The sequence below is a fragment of the Pseudomonas sp. PDM05 genome (genome assembly GCF_014851685.1).
Classification (GTDB): Bacteria; Pseudomonadota; Gammaproteobacteria; order Pseudomonadales; family Pseudomonadaceae; genus Aquipseudomonas.
The window spans coordinates 293,518-317,945 of record NZ_JACVAC010000006.1 but is presented as its reverse complement, the minus strand read 5'-3'; the positions used below and the strand labels follow the sequence as shown (position 1 = coordinate 317,945).

Below are 24,428 nucleotides of genomic sequence, written 5' to 3'. Positions count from 1 at the left end.
TTCTTGACGACCATAGAGCATTGGAACCACCTGATCCCATCCCGAACTCAGCAGTGAAACGATGCATCGCCGATGGTAGTGTGGGGTTTCCCCATGTGAGAGTAGGTCATCGTCAAGATTAAATTCCGAAACCCCATTTGCGAAAGCAGATGGGGTTTTGTTTTGGGCGGTCGAAAAGTTGACGTGGCCACGTCTCGCTTTTCAGGCGCTAAATTCTCGGCTTTCTATGCAATGACCCTGCGCATGGCTATCATGCGGGCCTCATTGTGAGGCGATACTTGCATGCTGACGTTGTTAGAACTTCTGAAAGATGGCCGATTCCACTCCGGAGAAGCACTTGGCGTGGCCCTGGGTGTCAGTCGCAGTGCTGTCTGGAAGCAGCTCCAGCACCTTGAGGCGGAATTAAATCTGCCCATTCATAAGGTTCGTGGAAAGGGCTATCAGTTGGCCTCCCCACTGGAGTTCCTGAGCGCTAAAAAAATTGCACTGAGCGCGCCTTCTCTGGCGTGGCCTATTCAAATTTACAACTCTATTGATTCTACAAATGCAGAGGCTCTACGTCTTGTTGATGCGGGACGTGCGGCGCCCATTCTGGTGCTTGCGGAGCAGCAAACAGCGGGAAGGGGGAGGCGCGGCCGAAAATGGGTCAGTCCATTTGCACAGAATGTTTATTACAGTCTCGTGCTGGGTATCGAAGATGGCCTGCGGCAGCTGGAAGGTTTGAGTCTCGTTGTTGGCTTGGCGGTTATGCAGACTTTGCGTGAGTCAGGTGTGCAGGAGGCTGCCCTGAAGTGGCCAAATGACGTCCTTGTTGGGCAGAAAAAAATTGCCGGAATTTTGCTGGAGTTGGTAGGAGATCCTGCTGATATTTGCCACGTTGTTGTCGGAATAGGCATCAATGTGAATATGCACAAAGCCGATGCTGTCGACCAACAGTGGACCTCGATGCAGCTTGAAACGGGCGTACCCGTTGATCGGAACTCGTTGGTCGCGCGGCTGGGGCTGCAGTTGCAAGGCTACCTGGCGCGGCACAAGGCTGAAGGTTTTGCGGCTCTTCAGGGGGAGTGGGAGCGGGGGCATGCGTGGCAGGGGCGGCAAGTCTCTCTCATTGCTGGAGTTAATCAGGTTGATGGTGTGGTGCTGGGCGTCGACCATCAAGGGGCGTTGCGTTTGAATGTTGATGGTGTTGAGAAAATATACAGCGGTGGTGAGTTAAGCCTGAGGTTGCGTGATGATTCTTGAGCTCGACTGTGGGAATAGCTTTATCAAATGGCGTGTACTTGACACGGATCGGGCAGATGTCTCAGCGGAAGGTATCGTTGGTTCGGACAGTGCTTTGATTGATTGCTTGGAGGTGCTCCCAGGCTTGTTGCTGACGCGTTGCCGCTTGGTGAGCGTCAGGGCGCAGGAGGAGACCAACAAGCTGGTCGCGGCCTTGGAGTCGGCTTTTGGCGTCATTGTGTCTTGTGCCTCCTCTGCGCGTGAAATGGCCGGGGTGCGCAACGGCTACGAAGACTTCGAGCGTCTGGGTCTTGATCGTTGGTTGGCGATGTTGGGCGGATTCAAGCTGGCCTCAGGCGCTTGCCTGGTCCTCGATTTCGGTACAGCGGCGACTGCGGATTTTATTGGTGCAGATGGTGAGCACCTGGGCGGCTTCATTTGTCCTGGTATGCCTCTCATGCGTAACCAATTGCGTACTCATACCCGCAAGATCCGTTACGACGATGCTGCTGCCGAGAGGGCTCTGGAGCGCCTCTCTCCAGGTCGTACCACGGTAGAGGCGGTCGAGCGTGGTTGTACGCTGATGCTCAGGGGGTTTGTACTGACTCAGCTGGAGCTGGCTCGTAGCTATTGGGGTGATAACTTCACCGTATTCCTGACCGGAGGGGATGCGGATCTGGTTTCGGGTGCCGTGCCGCACGCTCGACTCGTTCCTGACCTGGTATTCGTGGGTCTTGCGATGGCGTGCCCTTTATCCTGAGGTGTTTATGCGTTGGTTGTTTCTACTTTTACTTGTCCTCAACGCGTTTTATTACGTCTGGCATCAACAAGAGGCGCCGCTACGGGCCAAGGATGTCACGCCTTTAAGTCTTTATCGGGGGACTCAGCAGGATATTCGTCTGCTGAGTGAGTCTTCTGATGCGGTCGGTCGTAGAGATCGAGCAAAAACCGCCGATGCGCAAAATACGTGTTTGTACATAGGTGGATTTACGGATCAGCGCCAGGCGCAGGCGGTTGAGCAGCGTCTGATTAGCCTGGATATAAAGGCCAAGGTCCAACTGCTGAGCACTCCTGACGCTTCTGGTTATTGGCTTCGCGTGGCGCCTGAAAGTCGGCGATTGGCTGATGAGCTGCCCTTTGAAAACCTTGCTAATGAATTCAATGAGTTAAAACATAAAATAATGTTGTGCGAAGGCGTTGCAACTCTCGAATAGTTTGCATAGAATGGCGCCCGCTTCGCAGTGAAGACCTTTAAGGCCTTAACTGCAAAGCAATCGTCAACGCAGCTAACCTCATAATTTAAATGAGAAAATGCTTGACAGAAGGCCGGCGTGATGTAGAATGCCGGCTCGCTTAGGAGGGGTTCCCGAGCGGCCAAAGGGATCAGACTGTAAATCTGACGTCTACGACTTCGAAGGTTCGAATCCTTCCCCCTCCACCATTTTTAGCGTGAGCTGCAAGCTCCGCGGGTATAGTTTAGTGGTAGAACCTCAGCCTTCCAAGCTGATGATGCGGGTTCGATTCCCGCTACCCGCTCCAAGTTTGCAGGTTGTGCAAGATGTTTCGCTCTTGTAGCTCAGTTGGTAGAGCACACCCTTGGTAAGGGTGAGGTCAGCGGTTCAAATCCGCTCAAGAGCTCCATATAACAAGGCAGATATGAAAATATCTGCCTTTGTTTTAACAGCTGCCTCGGCTTGATATTGTTTTTTCTGGCGCTTTTGTCAGGTGGTTTCAAGTCTGTTGGGGTTGGTTGTTGTAAAGTCTTTTTCAGGTCTGCATAATGGTCGGCCTGATTTTGTTTTAGGTCAGTAGCTCAATTGGCAGAGCGACGGTCTCCAAAACCGTAGGTTGGGGGTTCGATTCCCTCCTGACCTGCCAGATTCACGTGGTGTGTCTGGCTTTCTTTTCACAGGATCTTCATAGATGACTCCTAAGGCTGAAGCTCAAAGCTCTCGTTTCGATCTGGTCAAGTGGCTCGCTGTAGTCGCCTTGGTGGTCGTAGGCGTTGTTGGCAATCAGTATTATTCTGCTTCGCCGATCCTGTACCGTGTACTCGCTTTGCTGGTCCTTGCTGCTGTGGCTGCCTTTGTAGGCCTGCAGACTGCCAAGGGCAAGTCGTTTGCGGTCCTGGTAAAGGAAGCTCGCACCGAAATTCGTAAAGTCGTTTGGCCGACTCGCCAAGAAACCACGCAGACCACGTTGATTGTTGTGGCTGTTGTCCTGGTTATGGCGTTGCTGCTGTGGGGTCTTGATTCCCTGCTCGGCTGGCTTGTTTCCTTGATTGTTGGCTAAGGGTGTCCCGTGGCTAAGCGTTGGTACGTTGTGCATGCTTACTCGGGTTACGAGAAGCATGTTATGCGCTCTTTGCTGGAGCGCGTAAAGCTGGCAGGCATGGAAGATGGCTTCGGCGAAATTCTGGTTCCCACTGAAGAAGTGGTTGAAATGCGGAATGGTCAGAAGCGTAAAAGCGAACGCAAGTTCTTCCCTGGCTATGTGCTGGTTCAGATGGACATGAATGAAGGTACTTGGCACTTGGTCAAGGATACCCCTCGTGTCATGGGTTTCATTGGCGGAACCGCTGATAAGCCTGCTCCTATCACTGACAAAGAGGCGGAAGCAATTCTGCGTCGTGTTGCTGATGGCAGCGACAAGCCCAAGCCGAAGACGTTGTTCGAGCCGGGTGAGGTTGTTCGTGTCACTGATGGTCCGTTTGCTGATTTCAACGGCACTGTCGAAGAAGTTAACTACGAAAAGAGCCGGATCCAAGTGGCGGTGCTCATTTTCGGTCGCTCTACTCCGGTAGAGTTGGAGTTCAGCCAGGTCGAGAAGGTCTAGCTGAATAAGCATCCCAACCCCGCAGCCTTAGGCTGTGGGGTTTTGTCGTCACTGGGATAAACGCGCAAGTAACCGGGGAGCCTTTCGAGGCGTCTGAACCCGTAATTGGAGTGCCTCATGGCCAAGAAGATTACCGCTTACATCAAGCTGCAAGTGAAGGCCGCTCAGGCCAACCCAAGTCCACCCGTCGGTCCAGCTCTGGGTCAGCACGGCGTGAACATCATGGAATTCTGCAAGGCCTTCAACGCCCGTACTCAGGGTATTGAGCCAGGTCTGCCGACTCCAGTGATCATCACTGTATATAGCGACCGTAGCTTCACTTTCGAAACCAAGTCGACCCCGGCTTCGGTTTTGCTGAAGAAGGCTGCCGGTCTGACTAGCGGTTCCGCTCGTCCTAACACCGTTAAAGTCGGCACTGTAACTCGTGCTCAGCTGGAAGAAATCGCGAAAACCAAAAACGCGGATCTGACTGCAGCTGATATGGATGCAGCCGTGCGTACCATCGCCGGTTCTGCTCGTAGCATGGGCCTTAACGTGGAGGGTGTGTAATGGCTAAGCTGACCAAGCGCCAAAAGGCTATCGCCGGCAAAATCGAAGCAGGCAAGGCCTACAACTTTGTAGACGCTGCTGCCCTGCTGACCGAGCTGTCGACTGTCAAGTTCAGCGAGTCCGTTGACGTTGCTGTAAACCTGGGTGTTGACCCACGTAAATCCGACCAGGTCGTACGTAGCGCTACTGTGCTGCCACACGGTACTGGCAAGACTGTACGTGTAGCTGTCTTCACCCAAGGCCCGGCAGCTGAAGCTGCTCTGGCCGCTGGCGCTGATCGCGTTGGTATGGACGACCTGGCTGCCGAAATGAAAGGCGGCGACCTGAACTATGACGTAGTTATTGCCTCCCCGGATGCAATGCGCGTTGTAGGTCAGTTGGGTCAGATCCTCGGTCCACGTGGCCTGATGCCTAACCCTAAAGTCGGCACCGTAACTCCAGACGTAGCTACCGCGGTTAAAAACGCCAAGGCTGGTCAGGTTCGTTATCGCACCGACAAAAACGGCATCATTCACACCTCCGTTGGCAAAGTCGGTTTCGACGCCGTCAAGCTGAAGGAAAACGTTGAAGCCCTGATCGCTGACCTGAAGCGTATCAAGCCTGCTTCCTCGAAAGGTATCTACGTCAAGCGCGTTACCCTGAGCACCACTATGGGCCCAGGTCTGGTCATCGACCAAGGCTCGCTGGACGTATAAGACACAGATTGGCGCGCGAGATCGCGTCAATTGAAAAAATTGGGGTCCCTGCCTGGCGGGGGCTATCCAAGACCGTAGGCGACGCAAGTCTTAAACCTCCAGCCTACGCAGATGGTGCTCCCGGTTCCTTACCGAATCAGACACCAAAACGACATCCGGCTTCGGCCAGATGAAACGGTAACAAGCAGGAGTTAAACCCGTGGCAATTAATCTCGAAGACAAGAAGGCCATCGTCGCTGAAGTCAACGAGGCTGCCAAAGCTGCTCTGTCCGCTGTCGTGGCTGATGCCCGTGGTGTGACAGTAGGCGCTATGACCGGACTCCGTAAAGAGGCTCGTGAAGCTGGCGTATACGTACGTGTTGTACGTAACACTCTGCTCAAGCGCGCTGTTGCTGACACTGAATACAGTGTCCTCAACGACGTGTTCACCGGCCCGACTCTGATCGCGTTCTCCAAAGAACATCCAGGCGCTGCTGCCCGTTTGTTCAAAGAATTCGCCAAGAGTCAGGATAAGTTCGAGATCAAGGCAGCTGCGTTCGAGGGCAAGTTCCTCGCAGCTAACCAAATCGACGTACTGGCAACACTGCCGACCCGCGACGAAGCCATTTCGCAGCTGATGAGCGTGATTCAAGGCGCTACCAGCAAGCTGGCTCGTACTCTGGCCGCAGTTCGCGAGCAAAAAGAAGCTGCCGCAGCCTAAGGCTGAGCAACTTCTCTCGCGTATTTTTGTTTATTTCGATGGCCGTGTAGGCCGTCCCCCAATTCAGGAAATACAGCAATGTCTATCTCCCAAGACGATATCCTCAACGCCGTAGCTGAAATGTCGGTTCTGCAGGTTGTTGAGCTGATCAAAGCTTTCGAAGAAAAATTCGGCGTTTCCGCTGCCGCTGCTTCCGCTGGCCCAGCTGCTGCTGCTGCCGTTGTTGAAGAGCAAACCGAATTCAACGTCATGCTGACCGAAGCTGGCGAGAAGAAAGTAAACGTGATCAAGGCAGTACGTGAACTGACCGGTCTGGGCCTGAAAGAAGCCAAGGCTGTAGTTGACGGCGCTCCTGCCGTGGTTCTGGAAGCTGTGTCCAAAGACGCTGCTGACAAAGCCAAAGCTACTCTGGAAGAAGCAGGCGCTAAAGTCGAGCTGAAGTAAGCATCGACCTTGCGTCTCCAGCCCAAGCGTTAAGCTGAAGGCTGATGGCTGGTGGCTCTTGCCACCGGCCTTTTTCCGTTCTTGGCTGTCGACTCGGTCGCCGCCATTAACGCGCTGTAGCCACCCGATGCGGTGGTGCAAACCATGGGGTTTGCGAGATTTTCTGGCTGCTCCCGTCGGAGGGGCCAAACAAGCAGGTGACCAAGCTGGGGAACGCTGATGGCTTACTCATATACTGAGAAAAAACGTATCCGCAAGGACTTTAGCAAGTTGCCGGACGTCATGGATGTCCCGTACCTTCTGGCTATCCAGCTGGATTCGTATCGTGAATTCTTGCAGGCGGGAGCGACCAAAGATCAGTTCCGCGACGTGGGCCTGCATGCGGCCTTCAAATCCGTTTTCCCGATCATCAGCTACTCCGGCAATGCTGCGCTGGAGTACGTGGGTTATCGCCTGGGCGAACCGGCATTTGATGTCAAAGAATGCGTGTTGCGCGGCGTTACGTACGCCGTACCTTTGCGGGTAAAAGTCCGTCTGATCATTTTCGACAAAGAATCGTCGAACAAAGCGATCAAGGACATCAAAGAGCAAGAAGTCTACATGGGCGAAATCCCACTGATGACTGAAAACGGTACCTTCGTAATCAACGGTACCGAGCGTGTAATCGTTTCCCAGCTGCACCGTTCCCCGGGCGTGTTCTTCGACCACGACCGCGGCAAGACGCACAGCTCCGGTAAACTCCTGTACTCCGCGCGGATCATTCCGTACCGCGGTTCGTGGTTGGACTTCGAGTTCGACCCGAAAGACTGCGTGTTCGTGCGTATCGACCGTCGTCGTAAGCTGCCGGCCTCGGTACTGCTGCGCGCGCTCGGCTATACCACTGAGCAGGTGCTGGATGCTTTCTACACCACCAACGTATTCAGCCTGAGTGGCGAAACCCTCAAGCTTGAGCTGATCGCTTCGCGTCTGCGTGGTGAAATTGCCGTCCTGGATATCCAGGATGAAAAGGGCAAGGTCATTGTTGAGGCTGGCCGTCGTATTACTGCGCGCCACATCAACCAGATCGAAAAAGCCGGTATCAAGGAGCTGGAAGTACCTCTGGATTATGTCCTGGGTCGTACTACCGCCAAGGTCATCGTTCACCCGGCTACAGGCGAAATCCTGGCTGAGTGCAACACCGAGCTGAACACCGAGATCCTGGCAAAAATCGCCAAGGCCCAGGTTGTTCGCATCGAGACTCTGTACACCAACGATATCGACTGCGGTCCGTTCGTCTCTGACACTCTGAAGATCGACTCCACCAGCAACCAATTGGAAGCGCTGGTCGAGATCTATCGCATGATGCGTCCTGGCGAGCCGCCAACCAAAGACGCTGCCGAGACCCTGTTCAACAACCTGTTCTTCAGCCCTGAGCGCTACGACCTGTCTGCGGTCGGCCGGATGAAGTTCAACCGTCGTATCGGTCGTACCGAGATCGAAGGTTCGGGCGTGCTGTGCAAGGAAGACATCGTCGCGGTACTGAAGACCCTGGTCGACATCCGTAACGGTAAAGGCATCGTCGATGACATCGACCACCTGGGTAACCGTCGTGTTCGCTGCGTAGGCGAAATGGCCGAGAACCAGTTCCGCGTTGGCCTGGTACGTGTTGAGCGTGCGGTCAAAGAGCGTCTGTCGATGGCTGAAAGCGAAGGCCTGATGCCGCAAGACCTGATCAACGCCAAGCCAGTGGCTGCGGCGGTGAAAGAGTTCTTCGGTTCCAGCCAGCTCTCGCAGTTCATGGACCAGAACAACCCGCTCTCCGAGATCACCCACAAGCGCCGTGTTTCCGCACTGGGCCCGGGCGGTCTGACCCGTGAGCGTGCTGGCTTTGAAGTTCGTGACGTACACCCGACGCACTACGGTCGTGTTTGCCCGATCGAAACGCCGGAAGGTCCGAACATCGGTCTGATCAACTCCCTGGCTGCCTATGCGCGCACCAACCAGTACGGCTTCCTCGAGAGCCCGTACCGTGTGGTGAAAGACGCTCTGGTCACCGACGAGATCGTGTTCCTGTCCGCCATCGAAGAAGCTGATCACGTGATCGCTCAGGCTTCGGCCACGATGAACGACAAGAAAGTCCTGATCGACGAGCTGGTAGCTGTTCGTCACTTGAACGAGTTCACCGTCAAGGCGCCGGAAGACGTCACCTTGATGGACGTATCGCCGAAGCAGGTAGTTTCGGTTGCAGCGTCGCTGATCCCGTTCCTGGAGCACGATGACGCCAACCGTGCGTTGATGGGTTCCAACATGCAGCGTCAAGCTGTACCGACCCTGCGTGCCGACAAGCCGCTGGTAGGTACCGGCATGGAGCGTAACGTAGCCCGTGACTCCGGCGTTTGCGTCGTGGCTCGTCGTGGCGGCGTGATCGACTCCGTTGATGCCAGCCGTATCGTGGTTCGTGTTGCCGATGACGAAGTTGAAACTGGCGAAGCCGGTGTCGACATCTACAACCTGACCAAATACACCCGCTCGAACCAGAACACCTGCATCAACCAGCGTCCGCTGGTGAGCAAGGGTGATCGCGTTCAGCGTAGCGACATCATGGCCGACGGTCCGTCCACCGATATGGGTGAGCTGGCTCTGGGTCAGAACATGCGCATCGCGTTCATGGCATGGAACGGCTTCAACTTCGAAGACTCCATCTGCCTGTCCGAGCGTGTGGTTCAAGAAGACCGTTTCACCACGATCCACATCCAGGAACTGACCTGTGTGGCACGTGACACCAAGCTTGGGCCAGAGGAAATCACTGCAGACATCCCGAACGTGGGTGAGGCTGCACTGAACAAGCTGGACGAAGCCGGTATCGTTTACGTAGGTGCTGAAGTTGGCGCAGGCGACATTCTGGTAGGTAAGGTCACTCCGAAAGGCGAGACCCAGCTGACTCCGGAAGAGAAACTGCTGCGTGCAATCTTCGGTGAAAAAGCCAGCGACGTGAAAGACACTTCCCTGCGTGTACCTACCGGTACCAAGGGTACTGTCATCGACGTACAGGTCTTCACCCGTGACGGCGTTGAGCGTGATGCTCGTGCACTGTCCATCGAGAAGACCCAGCTCGACGAGATCCGCAAGGACCTGAACGAAGAGTTCCGTATCGTTGAAGGTGCGACCTTCGAACGTCTGCGCTCCGCTCTGGTAGGCCGCAAGGCTGAAGGCGGCGCAGGCCTGAAGAAAGGTCAGGACATCACCGACGAAATCCTCGACGGTCTTGAGCACGGCCAGTGGTTCAAACTGCGCATGGCTGAAGATGCTCTGAACGAGCAGCTCGAGAAGGCTCAGGCCTATATCGTTGATCGCCGCCGTCTGCTGGACGACAAGTTCGAAGACAAGAAGCGCAAACTGCAGCAGGGCGATGACCTGGCTCCAGGCGTGCTGAAAATCGTCAAGGTTTACCTGGCAATCCGTCGCCGCATCCAGCCGGGCGACAAGATGGCCGGTCGTCACGGTAACAAAGGTGTGGTCTCCGTGATCATGCCGGTTGAAGACATGCCGCACGATGCCAATGGCACCCCGGTCGACGTCGTCCTCAACCCGCTGGGCGTACCTTCGCGTATGAACGTTGGTCAGATCCTTGAAACCCACCTGGGCCTCGCGGCCAAAGGCCTGGGCGAGAAGATCAACCGTATGATCGAAGAGCAGCGCAAGGTTGCTGACCTGCGCAAGTTCCTGCACGAGATCTACAACGAGATCGGCGGTCGCAACGAAGAGCTGGACTCCTTCACCGACCAGGAAATCCTGGATCTGGCGAAGAACCTGCGCGGCGGTGTTCCAATGGCTACCCCGGTATTCGACGGTGCCAAGGAAAGCGAAATCAAGGCCATGCTGAAACTGGCAGACCTGCCAGAAAGCGGCCAGATGCAGCTGTTCGACGGCCGTACCGGCAACAAGTTCGAGCGCCCGGTTACTGTTGGCTACATGTACATGCTGAAGCTGAACCACTTGGTAGACGACAAGATGCACGCTCGTTCTACCGGTTCGTACAGCCTGGTTACCCAGCAGCCGCTGGGTGGTAAGGCTCAGTTCGGTGGTCAGCGTTTCGGGGAGATGGAGGTCTGGGCACTGGAAGCATACGGTGCTGCATACACTCTGCAAGAAATGCTCACAGTGAAGTCGGACGATGTGAACGGCCGGACCAAGATGTACAAAAACATCGTGGACGGCGATCACCGTATGGAGCCGGGCATGCCCGAGTCCTTCAACGTGTTGATCAAAGAAATTCGTTCCCTCGGCATCGATATCGATCTGGAAACCGAATAACACGTGACGCGAATCGAGAGCGGGGCTGTTTAGCCCGCTCTCTGCTCCGCCAGGAGGAAAGGCCTTGAAAGACCTACTGAATTTGCTGAAAAACCAGGGTCAAGTCGAAGAGTTCGACGCCATCCGTATTGGATTGGCATCGCCTGAGATGATCCGTTCGTGGTCGTTCGGTGAAGTTAAAAAGCCGGAAACCATCAACTACCGTACGTTCAAACCTGAGCGTGACGGCCTGTTCTGCGCCAAGATCTTTGGCCCGGTAAAGGATTACGAGTGCCTGTGCGGTAAGTACAAGCGCTTGAAGCATCGCGGTGTGATCTGCGAGAAGTGCGGCGTTGAAGTTGCACTGGCCAAGGTTCGTCGTGAGCGCATGGCGCACATCGAACTGGCTTCGCCGGTTGCCCACATCTGGTTCCTGAAATCGCTGCCGTCCCGTATCGGCTTGCTGATGGACATGACCCTGCGTGATATCGAACGCGTTCTCTACTTCGAGAGCTATGTCGTTATCGACCCAGGCATGACCACCCTTGAAAAAGGTCAGCTGCTGAACGACGAGCAGTACTTCGAAGCGCTGGAAGAGTTCGGCGACGATTTCGATGCCCGCATGGGTGCCGAAGCTGTCCGCGAGCTGCTGCACGCTATCGACCTGGAGCACGAGATTGGCCGTCTGCGCGAAGAAATTCCGCAAACCAACTCCGAAACCAAGATCAAGAAGCTGTCCAAGCGTCTGAAGTTGATGGAAGCCTTCCAGGGTTCCGGCAACTTGCCAGAGTGGATGGTGCTGACCGTTCTGCCGGTTCTGCCGCCAGACCTGCGTCCGCTGGTACCGTTGGACGGTGGTCGTTTCGCGACGTCCGACCTCAACGACCTGTACCGCCGCGTGATCAACCGTAACAACCGCTTGAAGCGCCTGCTCGATCTGTCCGCTCCGGACATCATCGTGCGCAACGAAAAGCGTATGTTGCAAGAAGCTGTCGATGCCTTGCTCGACAACGGTCGTCGTGGCCGCGCTATCACCGGTTCCAACAAGCGTCCTCTGAAATCCCTGGCTGACATGATCAAGGGTAAGCAAGGTCGTTTCCGTCAGAACTTGCTCGGTAAGCGTGTTGACTACTCCGGTCGTTCGGTAATTACCGTAGGCCCGACCCTGCGTCTGCACCAGTGCGGTCTGCCTAAGAAGATGGCACTTGAGCTGTTCAAGCCATTCATCTTCGGCAAGCTGGAAATGCGCGGTCTCGCGACCACCATCAAAGCGGCCAAGAAAATGGTCGAGCGCGAACTGCCAGAGGTTTGGGACGTTCTCGCCGAAGTGATCCGCGAACACCCGGTTCTCCTCAACCGTGCACCGACCCTTCACCGTCTGGGTATCCAGGCGTTTGAACCGGTACTGATCGAAGGTAAGGCTATCCAGCTGCACCCTCTGGTCTGTGCTGCGTACAACGCCGACTTCGACGGCGACCAAATGGCCGTGCACGTACCGCTGACACTGGAAGCCCAGTTGGAAGCGCGTGCGTTGATGATGTCGACCAACAACATTCTGTCGCCAGCCAACGGTGAGCCAATCATCGTTCCGTCGCAGGACGTTGTATTGGGTCTGTACTACATGACCCGTGAAGCGATCAACGCCAAGGGCGAAGGTCGTGTGTTCGCTGACCTGCAAGAAGTTGACCGTGTGTTCCGTGCCGGCGAAGCCGCACTGCACGCCAAGGTCAAAGTGCGGATCAACGAAACCGTCAACGACCGTGATGGTGGCAGCGTGAGCGGCACCCGTATCGTCGACACCACTGTCGGCCGTGCGTTGCTGTATCAAGTTGTGCCAAAAGGTTTGTCCTACGACGTCGTCAACCTGCCGATGAAGAAAAAGGCGATCTCCAAGCTGATCAACCAGTGCTACCGCGTGGTTGGTTTGAAAGAGACCGTGATCTTCGCTGACCAGTTGATGTACACCGGCTTTGCTTATTCGACCATTTCCGGCGTTTCCATCGGTGTTAACGACTTCGTTATTCCGGATGAAAAAGCCCAGATCATCGGTGCTGCTACCGATGAAGTGAAAGAGATCGAGAGCCAGTACGCCTCCGGCCTGGTAACCCAGGGCGAGAAGTACAACAAAGTGATCGACCTTTGGTCGAAGGCGAACGACGAAGTTTCCAAGGCGATGATGGCCAACCTCTCGAAAGAGAAGGTTATCGACCGTCACGGCGTGGAAGTCGATCAAGAGTCCTTCAACTCGATGTACATGATGGCCGACTCGGGCGCACGGGGTTCTGCTGCGCAGATCCGTCAGCTCGCCGGCATGCGTGGCCTGATGGCCAAGCCGGACGGTTCCATCATCGAAACGCCGATCACTGCGAACTTCCGTGAAGGTTTGAGCGTACTTCAGTACTTCATCTCCACTCACGGTGCTCGTAAGGGTCTTGCGGATACCGCGTTGAAAACCGCCAACTCCGGTTACCTGACTCGTCGTCTGGTAGACGTTGCACAAGATCTGGTAGTAACCGAGATCGACTGCGGCACCGAGCACGGCCTGCTGATGACTCCGCACATTGAAGGCGGTGACGTTGTAGAGCCGTTGGGTGAACGCGTTCTGGGTCGAGTGATCGCCCGTGACGTATTCAAGCCTGGCACCGAAGAAATCATCGTTCCTGCCGGCACCTTGGTAGACGAGAAGTGGGTCGAGTTCATCGAACTCAACAGCATCGACGAAGTGATTGTTCGCTCGCCGATCAGCTGCGAAACCCGCTACGGCATTTGCGCCAAGTGCTACGGCCGTGACTTGGCTCGTGGTCACCAGGTGAACATTGGTGAAGCGGTCGGCGTTATCGCTGCCCAGTCCATCGGTGAGCCGGGTACCCAGCTGACCATGCGTACGTTCCACATCGGTGGTGCGGCAAGCCGGACCTCCGCAGCTGACAGCGTTCAGGTGAAGAATGGCGGTACCGTCCGTCTGCACAACCTGAAGCACGTTGAGCGAGTGGATGGCCACCTGGTTGCTGTGTCCCGTTCCGGTGAGCTGGCAATCGCTGATGACTACGGTCGTGAGCGTGAGCGCTACAAGCTGCCGTACGGTGCTGTGATTTCGGTTAAAGAAGGTGACAAGGTCGACGCTGGCGCAATCGTGGCCAAGTGGGATCCGCACACTCACCCAATCGTTACCGAAATGAAAGGTACCGTGACCTACGTGGGCATGGAAGAAGGCATCACGATCAAGCGTCAGACTGACGAATTGACCGGTATGACAAACATTGAAGTACTCGACGCGAAAGATCGTCCAGCTGCCGGTAAAGACATCCGTCCTGCCGTGAAGATGGTCGATGACAACGGCAAGGATCTGTTGCTGCCAGGCACTGACGTAATCGCTCAGTACTTCCTGCCAGCCAACGCCCTGGTCGGTGTAGCGGATGGTGCGAAGATCGCGATCGGTGATGTTATCGCGCGTATCCCGCAAGAAACTTCGAAGACCCGTGACATCACCGGTGGTCTGCCGCGTGTTGCCGACTTGTTCGAAGCTCGTCGTCCGAAAGAAGCGTCGATTCTGGCGGAAGTCAGCGGCACCATCGCGTTCGGTAAAGAAACCAAAGGCAAGCGCCGTCTGGTTATTACCCCGAACGACGGTAGCGATCCGTATGAAGAGCTGATTCCAAAGTGGCGTCACCTGAACGTGTTCGAAGGCGAACAGGTAAACCGCGGCGAAGTTATCTCCGACGGCCCGAGCGATCCACACGACATCCTGCGTCTGCTGGGTGTGAGTGCGCTGGCCAAGTACATCGTTAACGAGATCCAGGACGTTTACCGTCTGCAAGGCGTGAAGATCAACGATAAGCACATCGAGACCATCCTGCGTCAGATGCTGCGTAAAGTTGAAATCGCTGAATCCGGCGATTCCAGTTTCATCAAGGGCGACCAGATGGAACTGACTCACGTACTGGTAGAGAACGAACGTCTGGCGAACGAGGAGAAATTTGTTTCCAAGTTCACTCGTGTGTTGCTGGGTATCACCAAGGCGTCGTTGTCCACTGAGTCGTTCATCTCGGCGGCCTCCTTCCAGGAGACCACTCGCGTACTGACCGAAGCAGCGGTAACCGGCAAGCGCGATTACCTGCGCGGCCTGAAAGAAAACGTGGTCGTGGGTCGTTTGATCCCGGCTGGTACCGGTTTGGCTTATCACAGCGAGCGTAAGCGCCGCCGTGATGCTGACAAGCCGTTGCGCGTAAGCGCCAGTGAAGTGGAAGCTGCACTGACCGAAGCGCTGAACTCAAGCGGTAACTGAGTTCTGCGATAAATAAGTCTGGGCCCTGGCAGTCCCATTCGTCGGAACGAGGCAATTTTGCCCCGGTTCGATGAGTGGGAAGGTCGGGGCCTTGCCTTGACTGGGGGCAAGATCCTCTTTAGACTCTTGTACCCCTAAATTTGGCGGGAATTCGTTCCTGCCATTTTGCTTTTCTTGCAAGACAATAGCGTCGCAAGACAACAGTGGAGCTAGTAGATGGCAACTATCAACCAGCTGGTACGTCAGCCGCGTAAGCGTATCGTCGAGAAATCCGACGTGCCTGCGCTGCAGAACTGCCCGCAACGTCGTGGCGTATGCACCCGTGTGTATACCACCACGCCGAAAAAACCTAACTCGGCACTGCGTAAAGTATGCCGTGTGCGCCTGACCAACGGTTTCGAGGTTTCCTCGTACATCGGTGGTGAAGGTCACAACCTGCAAGAGCACAGCGTGGTACTGATCCGCGGCGGTCGTGTAAAAGACTTGCCAGGTGTTCGTTACCACACCGTACGCGGCTCCTTGGATACTTCCGGCGTTAAAGGTCGTAACCAGGGTCGTTCGAAGTACGGTACCAAGAAGCCTAAGTAGTAGCGGCTTTTTGTAAAACTGAATCATCTTATTTTCTGAGTCGATAAGAGTAAGGTCGGAGGCGTCCCGAAAGGGCACCGATTCCGAGCGAACCTGAAGACCGTTTGAGGGCTTATCCATGCCAAGAAGACGCGTAGCAGCCAAGCGCGAAGTGCTTGACGATCCAAAATACGGAAGCCAAATCCTGGCCAAGTTCATGAACCACGTGATGGAAAGCGGCAAGAAAGCCGTTGCCGAGCGTATCGTTTATGGCGCGCTGGAAAAGGTTAAAGAACGCAAGAACAGCGACCCCCTGGAAATCTTCGAGAAAGCTCTCGACGCCATCGCTCCGCTGGTCGAAGTGAAGTCGCGCCGTGTAGGCGGTGCTACTTACCAGGTTCCGGTTGAAGTTCGTCCGTCCCGTCGTAACGCTCTGGCAATGCGCTGGTTGGTAGACTTCGCCCGTAAGCGTGGCGAGAAGTCTATGGCTCTGCGTTTGGCCGGCGAACTGTTGGACGCTGCCGAAGGTAAAGGTGCTGCTGTTAAGAAGCGTGAAGACGTGCACCGTATGGCTGAAGCCAACAAAGCTTTCTCGCACTACCGCTTCTAATCTTAGCTTCACTAATTTTGCGAGGGCTTTATGGCTCGTACTACTCCGATTAGCCGCTACCGTAACATCGGTATCGTTGCTCACGTGGATGCTGGTAAAACCACCACCACCGAGCGCGTACTGTTTTACACCGGCAAAAGTCACAAAATGGGCGAGGTGCATGACGGCGCCGCGACCACAGACTGGATGGTTCAGGAGCAGGAGCGTGGTATTACCATTACTTCTGCTGCTATTACCGCCTTCTGGAAAGGTTCCGAGAAGCAGTACAAAGACGAGCATCGCTTCAACGTAATCGATACCCCGGGCCACGTAGACTTCACCATTGAAGTTGAGCGTTCCCTGCGCGTACTCGACGGCGCTGTCGTTGTGTTCTGCGGTACCTCGGGTGTTGAGCCTCAGTCGGAAACCGTATGGCGTCAAGCCAACAAGTACGGCGTTCCACGTCTTGTTTACGTAAACAAGATGGACCGTGCTGGTGCCAACTTCCTGCGCGTGATCGGTCAGATCAAGCAGCGTCTGGGTCACACTCCGGTGCCAATCCAATTGGCTATCGGTTCCGAAGACAACTTCCAGGGTCAGATCGATCTGATCAACATGGAAGCTGTTTACTGGAATGATTCCGACAAAGGTATGGTTCCTGTTCGTAAGCCTATCCCTGCAGAGCTGCAGGAGCTGGCTGACGAGTGGCGCAACAACATGGTCGAGGCTGCTGCCGAAGCCAGCGAAGAGCTGATGAACAAGTACCTCGAAGGTGAAGAACTCACCAACGTGGAAATCAAGGCCGCTCTGCGTCAGCGTACTATCGCTGGCGAAATCGTCCTGGCTGTTTGCGGTTCTTCCTTCAAGAACAAGGGTGTTCCCCTGGTTCTCGACGCCGTTATCGACTTCCTGCCTGCTCCAACCGACATTCCTGCTATCAAGGGTTCCAACCCTGATAACGAGGAAGAAGAGATGGAGCGTCATGCTGACGACAGCGAGCCGTTCTCGGCTCTGGCGTTCAAGATCGCTACCGACCCATTCGTGGGTACTTTGACCTTCGTCCGTGTTTACTCGGGCGTGTTGGCATCCGGCGACGGCGTGATCAACTCGGTTAAAGGCAAGAAAGAGCGCGTGGGTCGTATGGTGCAAATGCACGCAAACGCCCGTGAAGAGATCAAGGAAGTTCGCGCTGGTGACATCGCGGCCCTGATCGGCATGAAGGACGTCACCACTGGTGAAACCTTGTGTGACGCTGCCAAGCCAATCATCCTGGTTCGTATGGACTTCCCGGAGCCGGTTATTTCGGTTGCCGTAGAGCCTAAGACCAAGGATGACCAGGAAAAAATGGGTATCGCTCTGGGCAAGCTTGCTCAGGAAGATCCATCTTTCCGCGTTAAAACTGATGAAGAGACTGGTCAAACGATCATCTCCGGCATGGGCGAGCTGCACCTGGACATCCTGGTTGACCGGATGCGCCGTGAGTTCAACGTCGAAGCCAACATCGGTAAGCCTCAGGTTTCCTATCGTGAGCGCATCACGAAGAATTGCGAAATCGAAGGCAAGTTCGTTCGTCAGTCCGGCGGTCGTGGTCAGTTCGGTCACTGCTGGATCCGTTTTGCTCCTGCTGACGAAGGTCAGGAAGGTCTGCAATTCGTGAACGAAGTAGTTGGTGGTGTTGTTCCTAAGGAATACATCCCGGCTATCCAGAAAGGCATCGAAGAGCAGATGAAGAACGGCGTTGTTGCCGGCTATCCGCTGATCGGCCTGAAAGCAACCGTTTTTGACGGTTCTTACCACGACGTCGACTCCAACGAGATGGCGTTTAAGGTGGCTGCCTCCATGGCTACCAAGCAACTGGCCCAGAAGGGCGGTGGTGAGTTGCTTGAGCCGATCATGGCGGTAGAAGTTGTTACACCTGAAGACTATATGGGTGATGTCATGGGCGACCTTAACCGTCGTCGCGGCATGATCTTGGGTATGGAAGACACGGTTTCCGGCAAAGTGATTCGCGCCGAGGTTCCGTTGGGTGAGATGTTCGGTTATGCGACCGACGTTCGCTCCATGTCCCAGGGTCGCGCAAGCTACTCTATGGAATTCAAAAAATACAACACAGCTCCGGCGCACATCGCTGAAACTGTATCCAAAAAACAAGGCTGATTCAGTCCTTTAGGCAAGGAGTTAATTGTCGTGGCTAAAGAAAAATTTGATCGTTCCCTACCGCACGTAAACGTTGGCACCATCGGCCACGTTGACCACGGTAAAACCACTCTGACCGCAGCTCTGACTCGCGTTTGCTCCGAAGTATTCGGTTCTGCAATCGTTGATTTCGATAAAATCGACAGCGCTCCAGAAGAAAAAGCTCGTGGTATCACCATCAACACCGCGCACGTCGAGTACAACTCGAAAATTCGTCACTACGCTCACGTTGACTGCCCAGGTCACGCTGACTATGTGAAGAACATGATCACCGGTGCTGCCCAGATGGACGGCGCGATCCTGGTTTGCTCGGCCGCTGATGGTCCGATGCCACAAACCCGTGAGCACATCCTGCTGTCCCGTCAGGTAGGCGTTCCGTACATCGTGGTTTTCCTGAACAAGGCTGACCTGGTAGACGACGCTGAGCTGCTGGAACTGGTTGAGATGGAAGTGCGCGATCTGCTGAGCACTTACGACTTCCCAGGCGACGACACTCCGATCATCATCGGTTCTGCTCGTATGGCTCTGGAAGGTAAAGACGACAACGAAATGGGCACCACTGCCGTTCGTAAACTGGTTGAAACTCTGGATACCTACATCCCAGAACCAGTTCGTCTGACCGACAAGCCGTTCCTGATGCCAATCGAAGACGTGTTCTCGATCTCCGGTCGCGGTACTGTTGTGACTGGTCGTATCGAGCGCGGTATCGTTCGCGTTCAAGATCCGCTGGAAATCGTTGGTCTGCGTGACACCACCGTCACCACCTGCACCGGTGTTGAAATGTTCCGCAAGCTGCTCGACGAAGGTCGTGCTGGCGAGAACTGCGGCGTTCTGCTGCGTGGTACCAAGCGTGACGACGTTGAGCGTGGCCAGGTTCTGGTTAAGCCAGGCACCGTTAAGCCGCACACCAAGTTCACCGCAGAAGTCTACGTTCTGAGCAAGGAAGAAGGCGGTCGTCACACTCCGTTCTTCAAAGGCTACCGTCCTCAGTTCTACTTCCGTACTACTGACGTGACTGGTAACTGCCAGCTGCCAGAAGGCGTTGAAATGGTAATGCCAGGTGATAACATCCAAATGGAAGTTACCCTGATCAAAACCATCGCAATGGAAGACGGTCTGCGCTTCGCTATCCGTGAAGGCGGCCGTACCGTTGGTGCTGGTGTTGTAGCTAAAATCATCGAGTAAGCTCTTTTTTGAGTTAGCTTGATGCTTTGAAAAAGGCCCCCGCTCAGCGGGGGCCTTTTTTATTGGGTTGACACCTATCTGGGGCGTCTATAGAATTGCGCCTCCTTTTAACGGGCGTATTGCGCTCGCTGGGAATAGCAGCCGGAGTCTGAAATCCAATGCAAAATCAGCAAATCCGTATCAGGTTGAAGGCTTTTGACCATCGCCTGATCGACCAATCCACCCAGGAAATCGTGGAAACCGCGAAACGTACTGGTGCTCAAGTGCGTGGTCCAATTCCACTGCCTACCCGTAAAGAGCGGTTCACCGTTCTGGTCTCCCCGCACGTCAACAAAGACGCGCGTGACCAGTACGAGATCCGTACTCATAAGCGCGTACTGGACATCGTCCAGCCAACGGATAAAACCGTTGATGCACTTATGAAGCTTGATCTGGCGGCCGGTGTGGAAGTACAGATCAGCCTCGGCTAAGACTTGGGTCTTAGTCGTGTAACGCTCTGAAATGGGCGGCCATAGCGGGTGAAAGCCCCGTACACTCATGAGGTTTACAACATGACTATTGGTGTAGTCGGTCGTAAATGCGGTATGACCCGTATTTTCACCGAAGAAGGTGTCTCCATTCCGGTCACGGTCATTGAGATCGAACCGAATCGCGTCACCCAGTTCAAAACTGAAGAAACCGATGGCTATCGTGCAGTGCAAGTCACTGTCGGCGAGCGTCGTGCTTCGCGCGTGACTGCTGCTCAAGCAGGTCACTTCGCAAAAGCAAACGTTGCAGCTGGTCGTACTGTTATGGAGTTCCGTCTTGAAGATGGCGACTACCAGGCTGGCGATCTGATCAACGCTGAAATCTTCGCCGCTGGTCAACTGGTTGATGTAACCGGTCAGTCCAAGGGTAAAGGCTTCCAGGGTACGATCAAGCGTTGGAATTTCCGTGGCCAAGACAACACTCACGGTAACTCCGTTTCCCACCGCGTCCCGGGCTCTATTGGCCAGTGCCAGACTCCTGGTCGTGTATTCAAGGGCAAAAAAATGTCCGGTCATATGGGCGCTGAGCGCGTGACCGTGCAGTCCCTCGAAGTAGTGCGCGTCGACGCTGAACGCAATCTGTTGTTGGTCAAGGGTGCTGTTCCTGGCGCTACTGGCGGCAACCTGGTTGTACGTCCAGCGGCCAAGGCTCGCGGTTAAGGGGAAGCTGACATGCAATTAAATGTAAATGACGCTCAAGCGATCGAAGTTTCCGAACTGACATTTGGCGGCGAATTCAACGAGACGCTGGTTCACCAAGCAGTCGTGGCCTACATGGCCGGCGGCCGTCAAGGTAGCAAGCAGCAAAAGACCCGTTCCGACGTACGTGGTGGCGGTAAGCGCCCTTGGCGTCAGAAAGGCACTGGCCGTGCTCGTGCCGGTACTATCCGTAGCCCAATCTGGCGTGGCGGCGGTACCACTTTCGCAGCTCGTCCACAGGATCACTCTCAGAAGCTCAACAAGAAGATGTATCGCGCAGCACTGCGCTCCATCCTTGCTGAACTCGTGCGTACTGATCGTCTGGTCGTGGTTCAGGACTTCGCTGTTGAAAGTCCAAAAACCAAAGATCTGCTGGGCAAACTGAACAACATGAGCCTGACCGACGTTTTGATCGTGTCTGAAGCTGTTGATCAGAACCTGTACCTGGCTGCTCGCAACCTGCCACACGTTGATGTACGTGACGTGCAAGGTTCCGATCCAGTTAGTCTGATCGCATACGACAAGGTGTTGATCACCGTGTCGGCCGTGAAGAAATTCGAGGAGCTGCTGGGATGAACCAGGAACGCGTATTTAAAGTTCTGCTTGGCCCGCACGTTTCCGAAAAGGCTACGGTTCTGGCTGACAAGAAAGGCCAGTTCGTTTTCAAGGTTGCAACTGACGCAACCAAGCTGGAAATCAAGAAGGCCGTCGAAAGCCTGTTCAGCGTGAAAGTAGAGCGTGTTACTACCCTGAATGTTCTGGGTAAGAGCAAGCGCACTGCTCGCGGTCTGGGCAAGCGTAATGACTGGAAGAAGGCAGTTATCTCCCTTCAGCCAGGCCAAGATCTCGATTTCAGCAGCAGTGCTGAGTAAGGAAGGGGTGCATCATGGCAATCGTTAAATGCAAACCGACTTCCCCTGGCCGCCGTTTTGTGGTCAAGGTGGTCAACCAGGAGCTGCATAAAGGCGCTCCTCACGCACCGCTGCTCGAGAAAAAATCGAAGTCTGGTGGTCGTAACAACAATGGTCGTATTACCACTCGTCACATCGGTGGTGGCCATAAGCAGCATTATCGTCTGGTCGACTTCCGTCGCAACGACAAAGATGGCATCTCTGCCACTGTCGAGCGTATCGAATACGATCCAAACCGTACTGCTCACATCGCTCTGCTGCTGTACGCAGATGGCGAGCGTCGCTACATCATCGCCCCTAAAGGCGTGAGCGCTGGCGACCAGCTGATCGCAGGTGCCCTGGCACCGATCAAGCCGGGCAACGCTCTGCAACTGCGTAACATTCCAGTTGGTAGCACCGTACACGGCATCGAATTGAAGCCAGGTAAAGGCGCACAGATCGCTCGTTCCGCTGGTGCTTCGGCTCAGCTGATCGCTCGTGAAGGTGTCTACGTGACCCTGCGTCTGCGTTCTGGTGAGATGCGTAAAGTGCTGGCTGAATGCCGCGCGACCCTGGGCGAAGTCTCGAACTCCGAGCACAGCCTGCGTTCGCTGGGTAAAGCTGGTGCCAAACGCTGGCGTGGCGTTCGCCCAACCGTTCGTGGTGTTGCCATGAACCCGGTTGACCACCCACACGGTGGTGGTGAAGGTCGTACCTCTGGTGGTCGTCATCCGGTATCGCCATGGGGCTTCCCGACTAAGGGCGCGAAGACTCGTGGTAATAAGCGTACCGACAAAATGATCGTCCGTCGTCGCAAGTAAATAGAGGGATACGACAGTGCCACGTTCTCTGAAAAAAGGTCCTTTTATTGATCTTCACCTACTGAAGAAGATCGAAGTGGCGGCGGAAAAGAACGATCGCAAACCAGTTAAGACCTGGTCGCGTCGTTCGATGATCCTGCCACAAATGGTCGGTCTGACCATCGCAGTACACAACGGTCGTCAACACGTCCCAGTTCTCGTTAACGAAGACATGGTCGGCCACAAACTGGGCGAGTTTGCCGGTACCCGCACTTATCGTGGGCACGTGGCAGACAAGAAAGCCAAGCGTTAAGGGGTTAGGAAATGGAAGTAGCCGCTAAGTTGTCGGGCGCTCGAATCTCCGCCCAGAAAGCCCGCTTGGTCGCCGACCAGATCCGCGGGAAGAAGGTGGGCGAAGCGCTCAACCTGTTGGCTTTCAGCAGTAAGAAAGCCGCCGAGATCATGAAGAAAGTGCTGGAGTCGGCCGTAGCCAACGCCGAGCATAACGAAGGCGCAGACGTTGATGACCTGAAGGTCAGCACCGTTTTCGTCAACGAAGGGCGTTCGCTGAAGCGCATCATGCCACGTGCCAAAGGCCGTGCTGATCGCATCGTCAAGCGGTCTTGCCATATCACTGTCAAGGTTGCTGACAAGTAACGGAGTCGAAGAGATGGGTCAGAAAGTACATCCCATTGGCATTCGCCTGGGAATCGTCAAGGAGCACACCTCCGTCTGGTACGCAGACGGTCGGACTTATGCGGACTACTTGTTCGCTGATCTGAAGGTGCGTGAGTATCTCCAAGACAAACTAAAAAGCGCGTCCGTAAGCCGTATCGATATCCATCGTCCGGCCCAAACTGCACGTATCACCATCCACACCGCTCGTCCAGGTATCGTTATCGGGAAGAAAGGTGAAGATGTTGAGAAACTGCGTCAGGACCTGACCAAGCAAATGGGTGTGCCTGTGCACATCAATATCGAAGAGATCCGCAAGCCGGAGCTCGACGGTATGCTGGTTGCGCAGAGCGTAGCTCAGCAGCTGGAGCGTCGCGTAATGTTCCGTCGCGCTATGAAGCGCGCAGTACAGAACGCCATGCGCATTGGTGCCAAAGGCATCAAAATCCAAGTGAGCGGTCGTCTCGGCGGTGCTGAAATCGCACGTACTGAATGGTATCGCGAAGGTCGTGTGCCACTGCACACCCTGCGTGCCGACATCGACTATGCCAACTACGAAGCTCACACCACTTACGGTGTGATCGGTGTAAAGGTTTGGATCTTCAAAGGCGAAGTAATTGGTGGTCGCCAAGAAGAACTGAAACCACAAGCACCAGCGCCTCGTAAAAAAGCTGCTAAGTAAGGGGTACGCCAAATGTTGCAACCTAAGCGTACGAAGTTCCGCAAGCAGATGACAGGCCACAACCGTGGTCTGGCTCAGCGCGGTAGCAAAGTCAGCTTCGGCGAGTTCGCGCTGAAGTCTGTAGCTCGTGGTCGTCTCACCGCTCGTCAGATCGAGTCAGCGCGTCGTGCTCTGACCCGTCACGTAAAACGTGGCGGCAAGATCTGGATCCGTGTATTCCCGGACAAGCCGATCTCCAAGAAGCCTCTCGAAGTGCGGATGGGTAAAGGTAAGGGTAACGTGGAATACTGGGTAGCCCAGATTCAGCCAGGCAAAGTCCTGTATGAGATCGAGGGTGTTTCTGAAGAGCTGGCGCGTGAGGCTTTCGCCCTGGCTGCTGCAAAGCTGCCGCTCGCCACCTCCTTTGTTAAACGGACGGTGATGTGATGAAAGCGAATGAACTTCGTGAAAAATCCGCACAGCAGCTGAACGAGCAACTGCTCGGCTTGCTGCGCGACCAGTTCAATCTGCGTATGCAGAAAGCAACTGGCCAGTTGGGGCAGTCTCATCTGCTCTCGCAAGTTAAGCGTGACATCGCTCGCGTGAAGACTGTGCTCAACCAGCAGGCAGGTAAGTGA

The 24,428-nt window shown here is 55.0% G+C and carries 25 protein-coding genes, 4 tRNA genes and 1 rRNA gene; all 30 read left to right on the top strand.

Annotated elements, in window-relative coordinates; all coding sequences use genetic code 11:
• Positions 1-2 precede the first annotated feature (2 nt).
• The 30 genes from rrf (at position 3) to rpmC (ending at position 24,428) form a co-directional block, all read left to right on the top strand.
• Positions 3-118 (top strand): 5S ribosomal RNA (gene rrf, locus IB241_RS15155).
• Positions 119-282: 164 nt separating this feature from the next.
• Positions 283-1,242, top strand: a complete 960-nt coding sequence (gene birA / locus IB241_RS15150) for a bifunctional biotin--[acetyl-CoA-carboxylase] ligase/biotin operon repressor BirA (protein WP_192299106.1) — start codon at positions 283-285, stop codon at positions 1,240-1,242.
• Positions 1,232-1,981, top strand: a complete 750-nt coding sequence (locus IB241_RS15145; RefSeq protein WP_192299105.1) for a pantothenate kinase — start codon at positions 1,232-1,234, stop codon at positions 1,979-1,981. The genes birA and IB241_RS15145 overlap by 11 nt, the downstream gene beginning before the upstream one ends.
• 7 nt (positions 1,982-1,988) lie before the next feature.
• Entirely contained in the window at positions 1,989-2,435 is a 447-nt protein-coding gene (locus IB241_RS15140) for a hypothetical protein (RefSeq protein WP_192299104.1), read from the top strand.
• Positions 2,436-2,577: 142 nt separating this feature from the next.
• Positions 2,578-2,662: transfer RNA gene (locus IB241_RS15135), tRNA-Tyr, on the top strand.
• Between the two features lie 24 nt (positions 2,663-2,686).
• Positions 2,687-2,760, top strand: a tRNA-Gly gene (locus IB241_RS15130).
• Between the two features lie 26 nt (positions 2,761-2,786).
• Positions 2,787-2,862 (top strand) — tRNA-Thr (locus IB241_RS15125).
• Between the two features lie 161 nt (positions 2,863-3,023).
• Positions 3,024-3,099, top strand: a tRNA-Trp gene (locus IB241_RS15120).
• A gap of 45 nt (positions 3,100-3,144) precedes the next feature.
• Positions 3,145-3,513 carry a preprotein translocase subunit SecE gene (secE, locus tag IB241_RS15115; RefSeq protein WP_025857211.1) on the top strand — a complete coding sequence of 123 codons (369 nt, stop codon included), beginning with the start codon at positions 3,145-3,147 and terminating at the stop codon, positions 3,511-3,513.
• Between the two features lie 9 nt (positions 3,514-3,522).
• The gene (gene nusG, locus IB241_RS15110; protein ID WP_003176436.1) at positions 3,523-4,056 is read left to right on the top strand and encodes a transcription termination/antitermination protein NusG; all 534 of its coding nucleotides are present in this window, start codon (positions 3,523-3,525) and stop codon (positions 4,054-4,056) included.
• A gap of 117 nt (positions 4,057-4,173) precedes the next feature.
• Entirely contained in the window at positions 4,174-4,605 is a 432-nt protein-coding gene (rplK, locus tag IB241_RS15105; RefSeq protein WP_003210097.1) for a 50S ribosomal protein L11, read from the top strand.
• Positions 4,605-5,300: a 50S ribosomal protein L1 gene (gene rplA, locus IB241_RS15100; RefSeq protein WP_003232403.1), complete on the top strand. Its 696-nt coding sequence runs from the start codon at positions 4,605-4,607 to the stop codon at positions 5,298-5,300. The genes rplK and rplA overlap by 1 nt, the downstream gene beginning before the upstream one ends.
• A 199-nt stretch (positions 5,301-5,499) precedes the next feature.
• Complete coding sequence (gene rplJ, locus IB241_RS15095) at positions 5,500-6,000, top strand: 50S ribosomal protein L10 (RefSeq protein WP_016969477.1); 501 nt, start codon at positions 5,500-5,502, stop codon at positions 5,998-6,000.
• Between the two features lie 78 nt (positions 6,001-6,078).
• Positions 6,079-6,444, top strand: coding sequence for a 50S ribosomal protein L7/L12 (rplL, locus tag IB241_RS15090; RefSeq protein ID WP_017736673.1), 366 nt, complete (start codon positions 6,079-6,081; stop codon positions 6,442-6,444).
• A gap of 219 nt (positions 6,445-6,663) precedes the next feature.
• Positions 6,664-10,737: a DNA-directed RNA polymerase subunit beta gene (gene rpoB / locus IB241_RS15085; RefSeq protein ID WP_192299103.1), complete on the top strand. Its 4,074-nt coding sequence runs from the start codon at positions 6,664-6,666 to the stop codon at positions 10,735-10,737.
• Between the two features lie 64 nt (positions 10,738-10,801).
• On the top strand, positions 10,802-15,001 hold the full coding sequence (gene rpoC, locus IB241_RS15080) for a DNA-directed RNA polymerase subunit beta' (RefSeq protein ID WP_192299102.1): 4,200 nt from the start codon (positions 10,802-10,804) through the stop codon (positions 14,999-15,001).
• Between the two features lie 216 nt (positions 15,002-15,217).
• Positions 15,218-15,589, top strand: a complete 372-nt coding sequence (gene rpsL / locus IB241_RS15075) for a 30S ribosomal protein S12 (RefSeq protein ID WP_002555494.1) — start codon at positions 15,218-15,220, stop codon at positions 15,587-15,589.
• Positions 15,590-15,707: 118 nt separating this feature from the next.
• A complete protein-coding gene (gene rpsG, locus IB241_RS15070) occupies positions 15,708-16,178 on the top strand; it encodes a 30S ribosomal protein S7 (RefSeq protein WP_002555493.1) in 471 nt (156 codons plus the stop codon).
• 30 nt (positions 16,179-16,208) lie between these two features.
• Positions 16,209-18,314 (top strand): elongation factor G, encoded by a 2,106-nt coding sequence (gene fusA, locus IB241_RS15065; RefSeq protein ID WP_192299101.1) that lies wholly within the window; start codon positions 16,209-16,211, stop codon positions 18,312-18,314.
• Between the two features lie 30 nt (positions 18,315-18,344).
• Complete coding sequence (gene tuf / locus IB241_RS15060) at positions 18,345-19,538, top strand: elongation factor Tu (protein ID WP_017736669.1); 1,194 nt, start codon at positions 18,345-18,347, stop codon at positions 19,536-19,538.
• Positions 19,539-19,696: 158 nt separating this feature from the next.
• Entirely contained in the window at positions 19,697-20,008 is a 312-nt protein-coding gene (gene rpsJ, locus IB241_RS15055; protein WP_003186070.1) for a 30S ribosomal protein S10, read from the top strand.
• A gap of 81 nt (positions 20,009-20,089) precedes the next feature.
• A complete protein-coding gene (gene rplC / locus IB241_RS15050; protein WP_003194649.1) occupies positions 20,090-20,725 on the top strand; it encodes a 50S ribosomal protein L3 in 636 nt (211 codons plus the stop codon).
• A gap of 12 nt (positions 20,726-20,737) precedes the next feature.
• Positions 20,738-21,340, top strand: a complete 603-nt coding sequence (gene rplD / locus IB241_RS15045) for a 50S ribosomal protein L4 (protein WP_003176424.1) — start codon at positions 20,738-20,740, stop codon at positions 21,338-21,340.
• On the top strand, positions 21,337-21,636 hold the full coding sequence (rplW, locus tag IB241_RS15040) for a 50S ribosomal protein L23 (protein WP_002555488.1): 300 nt from the start codon (positions 21,337-21,339) through the stop codon (positions 21,634-21,636). The genes rplD and rplW overlap by 4 nt, the downstream gene beginning before the upstream one ends.
• A 14-nt stretch (positions 21,637-21,650) precedes the next feature.
• Positions 21,651-22,475, top strand: a complete 825-nt coding sequence (rplB, locus tag IB241_RS15035) for a 50S ribosomal protein L2 (RefSeq protein ID WP_008053874.1) — start codon at positions 21,651-21,653, stop codon at positions 22,473-22,475.
• A gap of 16 nt (positions 22,476-22,491) precedes the next feature.
• Positions 22,492-22,767, top strand: a complete 276-nt coding sequence (gene rpsS / locus IB241_RS15030; protein WP_002555486.1) for a 30S ribosomal protein S19 — start codon at positions 22,492-22,494, stop codon at positions 22,765-22,767.
• Between the two features lie 11 nt (positions 22,768-22,778).
• Positions 22,779-23,111 (top strand): 50S ribosomal protein L22, encoded by a 333-nt coding sequence (rplV, locus tag IB241_RS15025; RefSeq protein ID WP_003103908.1) that lies wholly within the window; start codon positions 22,779-22,781, stop codon positions 23,109-23,111.
• Positions 23,112-23,124: 13 nt separating this feature from the next.
• Positions 23,125-23,811 carry a 30S ribosomal protein S3 gene (rpsC, locus tag IB241_RS15020; protein ID WP_003176422.1) on the top strand — a complete coding sequence of 229 codons (687 nt, stop codon included), beginning with the start codon at positions 23,125-23,127 and terminating at the stop codon, positions 23,809-23,811.
• 12 nt (positions 23,812-23,823) lie between these two features.
• Entirely contained in the window at positions 23,824-24,237 is a 414-nt protein-coding gene (gene rplP / locus IB241_RS15015) for a 50S ribosomal protein L16 (RefSeq protein ID WP_003176421.1), read from the top strand.
• Positions 24,237-24,428 carry a 50S ribosomal protein L29 gene (gene rpmC / locus IB241_RS15010; protein WP_002555481.1) on the top strand — a complete coding sequence of 64 codons (192 nt, stop codon included), beginning with the start codon at positions 24,237-24,239 and terminating at the stop codon, positions 24,426-24,428. The genes rplP and rpmC overlap by 1 nt, the downstream gene beginning before the upstream one ends.

Bases quoted from the DNA above. Each gene is read 5' to 3' on its own strand.
- IB241_RS15145 (WP_192299105.1), top strand. From the start codon at position 1,232: ATGATTCTTGAGCTCGACTGTGGGAATAGCTTTATCAAATGGCGTGTA.
- rplP (WP_003176421.1), top strand. From the start codon at position 23,824: ATGTTGCAACCTAAGCGTACGAAGTTCCGCAAGCAGATGACAGGCCAC.
- rpsG (WP_002555493.1), top strand. From the start codon at position 15,708: ATGCCAAGAAGACGCGTAGCAGCCAAGCGCGAAGTGCTTGACGATCCA.
- rpsJ (WP_003186070.1), top strand. From the start codon at position 19,697: ATGCAAAATCAGCAAATCCGTATCAGGTTGAAGGCTTTTGACCATCGC.
- rplV (WP_003103908.1), top strand. From the start codon at position 22,779: ATGGAAGTAGCCGCTAAGTTGTCGGGCGCTCGAATCTCCGCCCAGAAA.
- birA (WP_192299106.1), top strand. From the start codon at position 283: ATGCTGACGTTGTTAGAACTTCTGAAAGATGGCCGATTCCACTCCGGA.
- rplD (WP_003176424.1), top strand. From the start codon at position 20,738: ATGCAATTAAATGTAAATGACGCTCAAGCGATCGAAGTTTCCGAACTG.
- rpmC (WP_002555481.1), top strand. From the start codon at position 24,237: ATGAAAGCGAATGAACTTCGTGAAAAATCCGCACAGCAGCTGAACGAG.
- rplK (WP_003210097.1), top strand. From the start codon at position 4,174: ATGGCCAAGAAGATTACCGCTTACATCAAGCTGCAAGTGAAGGCCGCT.
- rpsL (WP_002555494.1), top strand. From the start codon at position 15,218: ATGGCAACTATCAACCAGCTGGTACGTCAGCCGCGTAAGCGTATCGTC.
- rplW (WP_002555488.1), top strand. From the start codon at position 21,337: ATGAACCAGGAACGCGTATTTAAAGTTCTGCTTGGCCCGCACGTTTCC.
- fusA (WP_192299101.1), top strand. From the start codon at position 16,209: ATGGCTCGTACTACTCCGATTAGCCGCTACCGTAACATCGGTATCGTT.
- secE (WP_025857211.1), top strand. From the start codon at position 3,145: ATGACTCCTAAGGCTGAAGCTCAAAGCTCTCGTTTCGATCTGGTCAAG.
- IB241_RS15140 (WP_192299104.1), top strand. From the start codon at position 1,989: ATGCGTTGGTTGTTTCTACTTTTACTTGTCCTCAACGCGTTTTATTAC.
- rpoB (WP_192299103.1), top strand. From the start codon at position 6,664: ATGGCTTACTCATATACTGAGAAAAAACGTATCCGCAAGGACTTTAGC.
- rplC (WP_003194649.1), top strand. From the start codon at position 20,090: ATGACTATTGGTGTAGTCGGTCGTAAATGCGGTATGACCCGTATTTTC.
- rplL (WP_017736673.1), top strand. From the start codon at position 6,079: ATGTCTATCTCCCAAGACGATATCCTCAACGCCGTAGCTGAAATGTCG.
- rplB (WP_008053874.1), top strand. From the start codon at position 21,651: ATGGCAATCGTTAAATGCAAACCGACTTCCCCTGGCCGCCGTTTTGTG.
- rplA (WP_003232403.1), top strand. From the start codon at position 4,605: ATGGCTAAGCTGACCAAGCGCCAAAAGGCTATCGCCGGCAAAATCGAA.
- rpsC (WP_003176422.1), top strand. From the start codon at position 23,125: ATGGGTCAGAAAGTACATCCCATTGGCATTCGCCTGGGAATCGTCAAG.